This is a genomic window from Nisaea nitritireducens (assembly GCF_014904795.1).
Taxonomy (GTDB): Bacteria; Pseudomonadota; Alphaproteobacteria; order Thalassobaculales; family Thalassobaculaceae; genus Nisaea; species Nisaea nitritireducens.
Map to the genome: position 1 here is coordinate 39,484 of NZ_JACZFS010000013.1, position 8,860 is coordinate 48,343.

Here is an 8,860-nt window from a genome sequence, read left to right on the forward strand (position 1 = left end):
TCCAGCATGTGAAAAGGCAGGCCGTTAGTCGGCCTTGCGGCAGTTATACTTTGAGGGGTTTTTGAACACAATCCAGATACCACCCAAGGGAGGAACGGCCGGTCATCGGTCGCAACGATAATCGCCATGAAAAAATATCAAATTGCCGCTGTCCCCGGTGATGGCATTGGCCCGGAAGTTATCGATGCCGGCGTCGAAATTCTCGAAGCGCTCGCCTCAGGCAGCGAAGAATTCGAGCTATCGTTCGAACATTTCCCGTGGGGCGGCGACTATTATCGCAAGCACGGCGAGATGATGCCGGAGGACGGGGTCGATACGCTGCGCCGATTCGACGCAATCCTGTTCGGATCAGCCGGCGACCCCGATATTCCTGACCACATCACGCTGTGGGGCTTGCGCCTGAAGATCTGTCAGACCCTCGATCAATACGCCAATGTCCGCCCTGCCCGCCTGCTCCCTGGCATCAAGGGCCCCCTCGCAGGCGTCACGGCAGAAGACCTGGACTGGGTTATCGTCCGCGAAAACTCGGAGGGCGAATATGCCGGTGCCGGCGGTCGCGCTCACATTGGCCTGCCCGAGGAAGTCGGCCTCGACGTTTCCATCTTCACGCGGGTCGGTGTCGAACGAATCCAGCGCTTTGCGTTTGAGCTCGCGCAATCCCGCCCGCGGAAAAAACTGACGCTTGTGACGAAATCCAATGCCCAGCGGCACGGCATGGTGTTCTGGGACAGCGTGTTCGAGCGAATCAAATCCGATTATCCGGATGTCGAGACAGACAAGATGCTGGTCGACGCGATGACCACGCGAATGGTGCTCGACCCGAAAAGCCTGGATACGGTCGTCGCTACCAATCTCCACGCCGATGTGCTCTCCGATCTCGCCGCCGCCTTGACCGGTTCGCTCGGTATCGCACCGACGGGGAATTTGCGGCCTGAGCGGGATATGCCCTCCATGTTCGAGCCGATTCACGGCTCTGCCTTCGACATCACCGGCAAAGGCGTGGCGAATCCGATCGGAACATTCTGGAGCAGCGCCATGCTGCTTGAACATCTCGGGGAAACTGACGCAGCGTCGCGGCTGATGTCCGCAATAGAACGGGTTACGGCGGACGGCTCGGTTCTGCCGCGCGATCTCGGCGGGACCGCGACAACACGTCAGGTGACCGACGCAGTGCTTGCCGCATTGTCGAAAGGGAATGTGTGATGCAGGCCTTTTGTTTCACACAGTGCACATCCCCATGAAAAGACATTGACGGACGTGGAGCGGGGGGCTACCTATCGCGCCCTGTTGGCCCGGTGGCAGAGTGGTGATGCAGAGGACTGCAAATCCTTGTACGTCGGTTCGATTCCGGCCCGGGCCTCCAGCTTCCTTCCATAAAATTCACGCATGATCTCCATGACTTGCGCTCCATCGGAGCCTCTCATGGCAGTTTCAGTGCGTGAATTGGGCACCCTATAAAACGCGCGTACGAAAATTGCCTGACTGTCACGTTTCGGGTTTGCACTCGCCGAAAAGCGCTGCTATATACCGCCACCTCGTCGGGGCACACCCCCGGCGGGCCGCTGATCCCCGGTAGCTCAGCGGTAGAGCAAGCGACTGTTAATCGCTTGGCCGGCGGTTCGAATCCGTCCCGGGGAGCCAATTAAAAACGGTCGAAACTTCGGTTTCGGCCGTTTTTTTGTTGTTCAGCGCAAGCCTCCCCGCCATTGCCGCGCGCGGCCTTTCCAGCGACCATGTAACCCCCTTCCCGAGCCGCTGGATGCCGCACATGCTGTCTGATGTCCGTATCATCGAGATCGAGGCCCTCGGCCCCGCTCCATTCGCCGCCATGCTGCTTGCCGACCTTGGCGCCGATGTAATCACGGTGCATCGCAAGACCGCTTCTGATGTTCCAGGCAAAGGCGAAAGCAACCTGCTCGATCGCGGCAAACGGTCCATAGCTCTCGATCTCAAGGCGCCGGAGGACGTCTCAGCACTGAAGGCCTTACTGAAAACCGCCGACGGGCTGATCGAGGGGTTCCGTCCCGGAGTGATGGAGCGATTGGGACTGGGGCCGGACGAATGTCTCGCGGTACAGCCCCGCCTTGTCTACGGCCGGATGACAGGCTGGGGACAGGACGGCCCCAAAGCCCGGGAGGCCGGTCATGATCTGAACTATATCGGGCTATCGGGGGCGCTCTGGTATGCCTCCCCGGCAGGAACAGCCCCCTTCCCGCCCCCGACCCTGGTCGGGGACATCGGTGGCGGCGCGCTCTATCTGGTAATCGGCATGCTCTCGGCCCTGCTGAAAGCCCGCACGACCGGACAAGGCACTGTGGTCGATGCGGCGATTGTCGACGGCTCGGCGCATATGATGAATTTGCTGATGTCGCTGCGCGCGGCAGGCTCCTTCAATACCGAACGGGGCCACAGCCTGCTGGACGGTCCGCACTGGAGTCGCACATACCAATGCGGCGACGGCCTCTATCTCTCTGTTCAGTGTCTGGAGCCGAAATTCTACCGGATCTTTCTAGAGCGCCTGGAGCTTGAAGGCGATTCGGCGTTCGAACAGCAGTTCGAAGAGGCCCTTTGGCCGGATCTAGGCAGCAAGCTCGCAACCCTGTTTGGCAGCCAACCGCGGGCGCACTGGCTCGCTTTGTTCGATGGCAGCGATGCCTGCGTTGGGCCGGTGCTTTCGCCAGATGAGGCCGTAACCGACCCCCATATGGCTGCGCGCGGGGTTTGGCAGGATGTCGATGGCCGGCTGCAAGCGGCAGCGGCACCGCGATTCGACGGCAAGAAACCGGCACCGGCACCAGAAAGCCCTTACAGAGGACAGCACACCGACGAGATTCTCGCCGAGCTCAGAGGTGGCGCATCAGCTCGCTGAACGATGTGGTTTTGGCCAGAACCGTCCGGCATCCAGAAAACGATTCCACGCATCTTCAATGTCCTGGTCGGCGCGTGCCATCTCAGCGCCGTGCCACCCTATGACTATTCCCGATGCTTTCATGAGAGCAGGCATGTTCGCTCCGGTCTCCGGGGCAACAAGAGACTCCATTTGCTCAATGCATACGGCGTAGTCGTTCGCGTAGCCGAGCAGATCCTGCAAGCGGGCGGCAGTCTTGGAAAAGATCTTGGCTTTCTTTGGCTCGAACAGGGACGCGAAGAATTCCGACGCATAGCGCATCTTTTTCATTTCAAGCCGGAGCTCATGCTTCGCCGCAGTGTTGCCCTTGAGAGCCGTTCTCCCCATTTTCCGGACCTTGCGGTACCGCTTCTCCAGCTTCGAGGCGGCGAATTCCTCGCTCCGGGCCAGGTGGTCGAAAGCGCCCTTTCCCTGGGAGTATGTCAGCGTTTCTATCAGCAGACCCAGTTGCAGCTGGAACGACGTGAAACGGGCCGATGCAACGGCCGCCCGGGCGTCTCTGTAACCAGCCTCCTGTCGAGCCTGAGCAAGGGCCCGAAGTTCCTTCAGGGCCGGTATGTCGACGCCGAGAGCGGCCTCAACCGGGTCGTGCAGCTCCGCAATGTAGACGTCCCACTCCCTGGCTTGGCCGAGGGAGCCGGCAAGCCATTTCCCCTCCTCTCTGACACGCTCAGTCAAATCAATGTCACCGAATGCCCGGAACATTCCGAGTGCAGCTCTTAAACGCCGGACCGCCACCCTCATCTGGTGCGGCCCTTCAGGAGCCATCGTGTCGAGAATTGGAAACTCGTTTGCCGCGATCTGTGTCTGGCAGGCTTTCAGAATAGCAACGGCCGATTCATTGATCCTGCTTCCCCGAACCAAAGGAGGACGTCGCCCTTTGGTCGGCTGTGGCTCCGAGGGAGCTTGCAGCTCCTCCGCCCGCAGGGCCTTGCCGCGATATTCGATTCGGACCGGCACGTCGTCATTTATGGCACTTGCCAGCTCGAAGATCGCAGTCGGCTGACCGTCCTTTAGCTCGAGTTCCAGTTCACATATTGCCGTTTTGCGGGCGCCCGAGCGAATCTCTCCGATATCCAGATCGGCGGAAATAACGGCATCTCCGAACCGGCCCGCGTATTTCACGAGCCGGCTGGTTCTCCGGAAGTCGGTAACGAAGGACGGTTGTAGGCGGTCCCATAGCCCGTCCCGGATGAGAAGATCGCGAATTTCCTGCGCATGAATAAGATCAAGGGTCGGTTCGTCCCCGTTGACCCAGCCTTCAATCTCGATCCGCTCCGTGATACCGGCTTGCCAGCCGCTACCAATCTTGAGGGTCTGCAATTTCCGGCGCCCCATCTCCCGGATGCGCAGATTTACGCCCGCAGCGGCAAGCTGTTTATCCGGCGTGTCGAAATATGTCGATTTAAGGTGGGTCGTCTTCGCCCGCTCGCTTGCGGATTTTACCAATAGCGGCAGCCGTTTCAGCCGATTGACCCATTTCTCCGAAATCGCGAGCCGCAATTCCGATTCTGTCGGCAGGGGCTCCGGCTTCTTGCTCATACGAGATCCTTCGGTGCCACAAACTGCTGTAACCGTCCCTTACCGGGAGCGATGTCCTTCCAGGCGTCGATATCGAGCTCGATCGTCGCCAAAGCCCCGGTCGGAAACTTCTCCTGCACCCGTGCCAGCGCATCGCCCCCGGCCGCGCTGCAGAGAGCGAAGGTCAAATGAGCCAGGCCGGGATTGTGCCCGATCAGTAGAGGCTTTTGAACAGTGTCGGGAAGCTCGGACAGTACGGAGAAGATATCCTCGACACTCGCTTCATAGATCCGCTCGGTTTCCTCAACCGGGCAATTACGAGGCAGATAAGGTCGAATAATGTCCCTGGTCTGTAATGTCCGCCGCGCCGATGAACAGAGAACGAGATCGGGAGCAACCTTCTCCTGCTTCATCATGATGCCGACAACCGCAGCCGCCCGTTCGCCGCGCCGGTTCAATGGCCGCTCGAAATCATTATGGGCGGGGGAACTCCAGCTGGACTTGGCATGACGCAGCAACAACAGGGTTTTGCTCACCAGGCGGCTCCCGTTTTCTGATGAGTATGGTCAGTCATTCTTCGGCGCCATCTCAACTTCAGCCCGTTTTTCCACGCGCTAAATTGACAGCGTCGGCCTCTGCCGCCAAGGTCAAACGAAGCGGTTGGCACGAACCGCATTATGTTTGTCCTTTGGAATTGTATATGAGCGCCGAAACTACCCCCCGACATGCTGCGCTCATCGACCCGGCGACAAACGGCAGTAAAGCTGGCTCCGGAAAAGCCGCAGATATCCGTCCGCTCGAACCAAACGATGTCGACGGGCTTGCATTGCTCGCACAGGAGCTCCTCGCATTTTATGGCCTGCCGGCGCGAAACCAGCGCTCTTACATGGCTCATATCATGGCTGCGGAACTGTTCGAACGGGACAGCAATCTCAAGGTGCTGGTAGCCGAGACGTCCAACGGGCTGCAAGGATTCATCGCCTATACCGAAGTCTTCGCGCTCGCCAGCTGTCAGCGCAGTTTTTTCATTCAGGATCTTTTCGTAACAAGACGGGCCCGGACATCCGGCGTCGGCGGGGCCCTGATGGCTGAGCTGGTACGCCAGGCAGAAGAAAGCGGCGTCGAACAGATCGACTGGACAGCCGACCCCTGGAACGAGAAAGCGACGGCCTTTTACGAAAAACTCGGTCCGTTGCTGAAGAGCGAGAAAATTCTTTATCGTCTCGCCGGGGCTTCCCTGCGTCGATCCATGCAGGAAAAGAAACTGTGAAATCCGCACGCCCCCGAACACATTAAAGTCAAACGAACTGGTAAGCGGACGGATCGAACACTAAGTTCGGGGCCTGATGGCCCGCACGTAATACCGGAGAAAAAAGAATGCAAATTCGCGATGGCTTCGTCGGCACAATCGGCAATACCCCGCTGATCAAACTGAAGCGCGCGTCGGAGGAAACCGGCTGCACCATCCTCGGCAAAGCCGAGTTCCTCAATCCGGGCGGGTCGGTGAAAGATCGCGCAGCACTCGCGATCATCCGCGACGCTGAAGAGCGCGGAGCGCTGCGCCCCGGCGGCGTCATTGTCGAGGGAACAGCCGGCAATACGGGCATCGGCCTTGCCCTGGTCGGCAATGCGCTCGGATACCGCTCCGTGATCGTGATGCCGGAAACCCAGAGCCAGGAGAAGAAGGACATGCTGCGCCTCGTCGGCGCGGACCTTCGGCTGGTTCCAGCGGCCCCCTACAAGGACCCGAACAATTACGTGCGGTATTCCGGCCGTCTTGCGGAAGAAATCAACGCGAGCGAGCCTAACGGCGCAATCTGGGCCAACCAGTTTGACAATGTCGCCAACCGCCATGGCCACTACACCACAACAGGGCCGGAAATCTGGGATCAGACCGATGGTACAGTCGACGGTTTCATCTGCTCGGTCGGCAGTGGCGGGACCATTGGCGGGGTCAGCATGGCTTTGAAGGAGCGCAATCCGGACATCACCATCGGCCTTGCCGACCCGATGGGCTCTGCGATCTTCAATCACTATGCCCACGGTGAGCTGAAATCCGAAGGCGGCTCGATCACCGAAGGTATCGGCCAGGGCCGGATCACGAAGAACCTCGAAGGCATCACTGTCGATGCGCCGTTCCAGGTGACGGACGAGGAAGCACTCGATGTGATCTTCAAGTTGCTGATGGAAGAAGGTCTCTGTATGGGCGGCTCGACCGGCATCAATGTCGCGGGCGCTGTAAAACTCGCCAAAAAGATGGGCCCCGGCCACACCATCGTGACGATCCTGTGCGACTGGGGGCACCGCTACCAGACCAAGATCTTCAATCCGGAGTTCCTGAAAGAAAAAGGACTGCCGGTGCCGAGCTGGCTCGCCTGAAGACGCTGAACGGGAGGAAAAACAATGGAATACACGAACCCAAAAGCGCTCGTGGAGACAAGTTGGCTGGCAGAGAATATCGACAGCCCGACGGTCAAGCTCCTCGATGCCAGCTATCACCTGCCAAACGTGGACCGGGACGCGAACGCCGAATATCTCGAAAAGCATATTCCGGGCGCCGTACGTTTCGATATCGACGATGTAAAAGACCCTGCGGCCAGCCTGCCTCACATGATCCCGGATGCAGCGACTTTTGCGGCCAAGGTCGGCGCGCTGGGCATCTCGAACGATGATTTCGTCGTCGTTTATGACGTGTACGGCATGATGAGCGCCGCGCGGGTCTGGTGGATGTTCCGCTTGTTCGGTCATGACAAGGTCGCTGTCCTGAATGGCGGCTTGCCAAAATGGCTGGCGGAAAAGCGTCCAACGGCCTCAGGCGCTGAGACAAAGCCGGCAGCCGCCTTCAGCGCGACTTTCCGTGAGGCGCTGGTAACCGACCTGCCGGCTCTCAAGGCCAATATTGGCAGCGGGACCCGCTCTGTTCTGGATGCGCGGGCGGCCGACCGTTTCGCGGGAACCGCCCCCGAACCTCGGGCCGGACTCCGCAGCGGGCATATTCCCGGCAGCATCAGTCTTCCGTATGGAAATCTGCTGAATGCGGACAAGACTTTCCTTCCGGCAGATGCCTTGCGCAGCCGCTTCGAAGCCGATTTTGGTCTTGATTTCGGGCAGCCGGTGTCAACCACCTGCGGGTCCGGCGTAACGGCCTGCATTCTCTCGCTCGGCCTCTACCTGCTCGGCAAGGAAGATGTGGCCGTTTATGACGGCTCCTGGAGCGAATGGGGTGCACACCCCGAGACACCAGTCGAAACATCCTGAAGGAGGCTTTGGTGACTTTGCGCGTGCGCCCAATTGCGGGCGGCGACATCGATTCCGTTGTCGCCCTCTGGAAAGCTTCCGGTCTGACCGTGCCGCACAACGATCCCTATGAGGACATCCGGTTCTGCCAGCGCAGTCACAATGCAGAAATTTTGCTCGGCTTCGACAACGCCGGTTTAGCAGCCGCAGCCATGGTCGGTCATGACGGACATCGTGGCTGGTACTATTACGTCGGTGTGGCGCCCGACCGACAGACAAGCGGCCTCGGCCGAGAGATCATGGCCGCCGCCGAGAATTGGCTGAAAGAGCGTGGCGTCGGTAAGGCCCAGCTCATGATCCGGCCAACAAATTCCAAGGTAAAGGCCTTCTACGAGCGTCTTGGTTATGACGAGGAAGAGCGCCTTGTCATGGCAAAGAGATTCCGGCCGGCGCCGGACTGGCAAGTAGGGCAAACCGAGACGATGGTTATCCACCTCGAGATGCTGGCACGCCCGGACCGGGAACCGGCACGACCGCCGGAGATCGGAAAGCGGGTAACGCTGGAGCCCATGGCCACTCCAAGCGTGCGTTTCTATCGGTTCCTCTATGACGGGGTTGGCGGGGACTGGGTCTGGGTTTCTCGCCGGATCATGGATGACGACACACTGGCAAAAACGCTCTCTCGCTCCGGAGCGGAGTATTATCTGCTGCAAGTGGATGGAGAGCCGGCCGGCTTCTGCGAACTAGAGCGCAGCGAAGACGGCAAAAACGTGGAACTGTCCTATTTCGGCTTGCTGCCCGGCTTCATCGGTCTGGGTATAGGACGCTACTTCATCGATGCGGCGATAGATCTGGCCTGGCGGCCCGAGACCAAGCGAGTCTGGGTTCATACCTGTGACCTCGATCACCCGCGCGCTCTCGGTAACTACCAGAGGGCCGGTTTCGTGCCCTACGCACGGGAGGTCGAGATCCTGCCCGATCCCCGGCTTGCCGGGCTGCCGCTTCCCCCACACTCGTCCGAGCGCGGACATGCGCCGAACAGCCTGTTCCGGGATCAAGAGGCTGCGGAAAAACTTCCATTGGCCGACGGTGTGATGCACTGAACCAGGATCCCTGAATCAGAAATGCGAAGGGCGCGCGCGATATCTCGCAGCGCGCCCTTCCGGAGGGTCCCCCGTTAGTCCCCCCCCCCCC

General features: G+C 59.8%; 8 protein-coding genes and 2 tRNA genes. 8 read left to right on the plus strand and 2 right to left on the minus strand.

Going from position 1 to position 8,860, the window contains the following annotated elements:
• Positions 1-126 precede the first annotated feature (126 nt).
• The 4 genes from IG629_RS04810 (at position 127) to IG629_RS04825 (ending at position 2,869) form a co-directional block, all read left to right on the plus strand.
• Positions 127-1,203, plus strand: a complete 1,077-nt coding sequence (locus IG629_RS04810) for a tartrate dehydrogenase (protein WP_193170851.1) — start codon at positions 127-129, stop codon at positions 1,201-1,203.
• Between the two features lie 86 nt (positions 1,204-1,289).
• Positions 1,290-1,363, plus strand: a tRNA-Cys gene (locus tag IG629_RS04815).
• A gap of 203 nt (positions 1,364-1,566) precedes the next feature.
• Positions 1,567-1,641: transfer RNA gene (locus tag IG629_RS04820), tRNA-Asn, on the plus strand.
• Between the two features lie 127 nt (positions 1,642-1,768).
• Positions 1,769-2,869, plus strand: coding sequence for a CaiB/BaiF CoA transferase family protein (locus tag IG629_RS04825; RefSeq protein ID WP_193170852.1), 1,101 nt, complete (start codon positions 1,769-1,771; stop codon positions 2,867-2,869).
• Here IG629_RS04825 and IG629_RS04830 read toward each other — a convergent pair.
• Together IG629_RS04830 and IG629_RS04835 are read right to left on the minus strand one after the other, a co-directional pair.
• Entirely contained in the window at positions 2,858-4,450 is a 1,593-nt protein-coding gene (locus tag IG629_RS04830) for a CYTH and CHAD domain-containing protein (RefSeq protein WP_193170853.1), read from the minus strand. The two genes, IG629_RS04825 and IG629_RS04830, sit on opposite strands and share 12 nt — an antisense overlap.
• Complete coding sequence (locus IG629_RS04835) at positions 4,447-4,965, minus strand: SixA phosphatase family protein (protein WP_193170854.1); 519 nt, start codon at positions 4,963-4,965, stop codon at positions 4,447-4,449. The genes IG629_RS04830 and IG629_RS04835 overlap by 4 nt, the downstream gene beginning before the upstream one ends.
• A gap of 164 nt (positions 4,966-5,129) precedes the next feature.
• Here IG629_RS04835 and IG629_RS04840 point away from each other — a divergent pair, with 164 nt between their 5' ends.
• From IG629_RS04840 to IG629_RS04855, 4 genes are all read left to right on the plus strand, one after another.
• Positions 5,130-5,699, plus strand: coding sequence for a GNAT family N-acetyltransferase (locus IG629_RS04840; RefSeq protein WP_193170855.1), 570 nt, complete (start codon positions 5,130-5,132; stop codon positions 5,697-5,699).
• 107 nt (positions 5,700-5,806) lie between these two features.
• On the plus strand, positions 5,807-6,808 hold the full coding sequence (locus tag IG629_RS04845) for a cysteine synthase A (protein ID WP_193170856.1): 1,002 nt from the start codon (positions 5,807-5,809) through the stop codon (positions 6,806-6,808).
• 24 nt (positions 6,809-6,832) lie between these two features.
• Positions 6,833-7,687 carry a 3-mercaptopyruvate sulfurtransferase gene (gene sseA, locus IG629_RS04850; protein WP_193170857.1) on the plus strand — a complete coding sequence of 285 codons (855 nt, stop codon included), beginning with the start codon at positions 6,833-6,835 and terminating at the stop codon, positions 7,685-7,687.
• Between the two features lie 11 nt (positions 7,688-7,698).
• On the plus strand, positions 7,699-8,769 hold the full coding sequence (locus IG629_RS04855; RefSeq protein ID WP_319025012.1) for a GNAT family acetyltransferase: 1,071 nt from the start codon (positions 7,699-7,701) through the stop codon (positions 8,767-8,769).
• Positions 8,770-8,860: the final 91 nt, after the last annotated feature.

Coding starts and splice junctions, on each gene's coding strand:
- IG629_RS04810 (WP_193170851.1), top strand. CDS start 127: ATGAAAAAATATCAAATTGCCGCTGTCCCCGGTGATGGCATTGGCCCG.
- IG629_RS04825 (WP_193170852.1), top strand. CDS start 1,769: ATGCTGTCTGATGTCCGTATCATCGAGATCGAGGCCCTCGGCCCCGCT.
- IG629_RS04830 (WP_193170853.1), bottom strand. CDS start 4,450: ATGAGCAAGAAGCCGGAGCCCCTGCCGACAGAATCGGAATTGCGGCTC.
- IG629_RS04840 (WP_193170855.1), top strand. CDS start 5,130: ATGAGCGCCGAAACTACCCCCCGACATGCTGCGCTCATCGACCCGGCG.
- IG629_RS04845 (WP_193170856.1), top strand. CDS start 5,807: ATGCAAATTCGCGATGGCTTCGTCGGCACAATCGGCAATACCCCGCTG.
- sseA (WP_193170857.1), top strand. CDS start 6,833: ATGGAATACACGAACCCAAAAGCGCTCGTGGAGACAAGTTGGCTGGCA.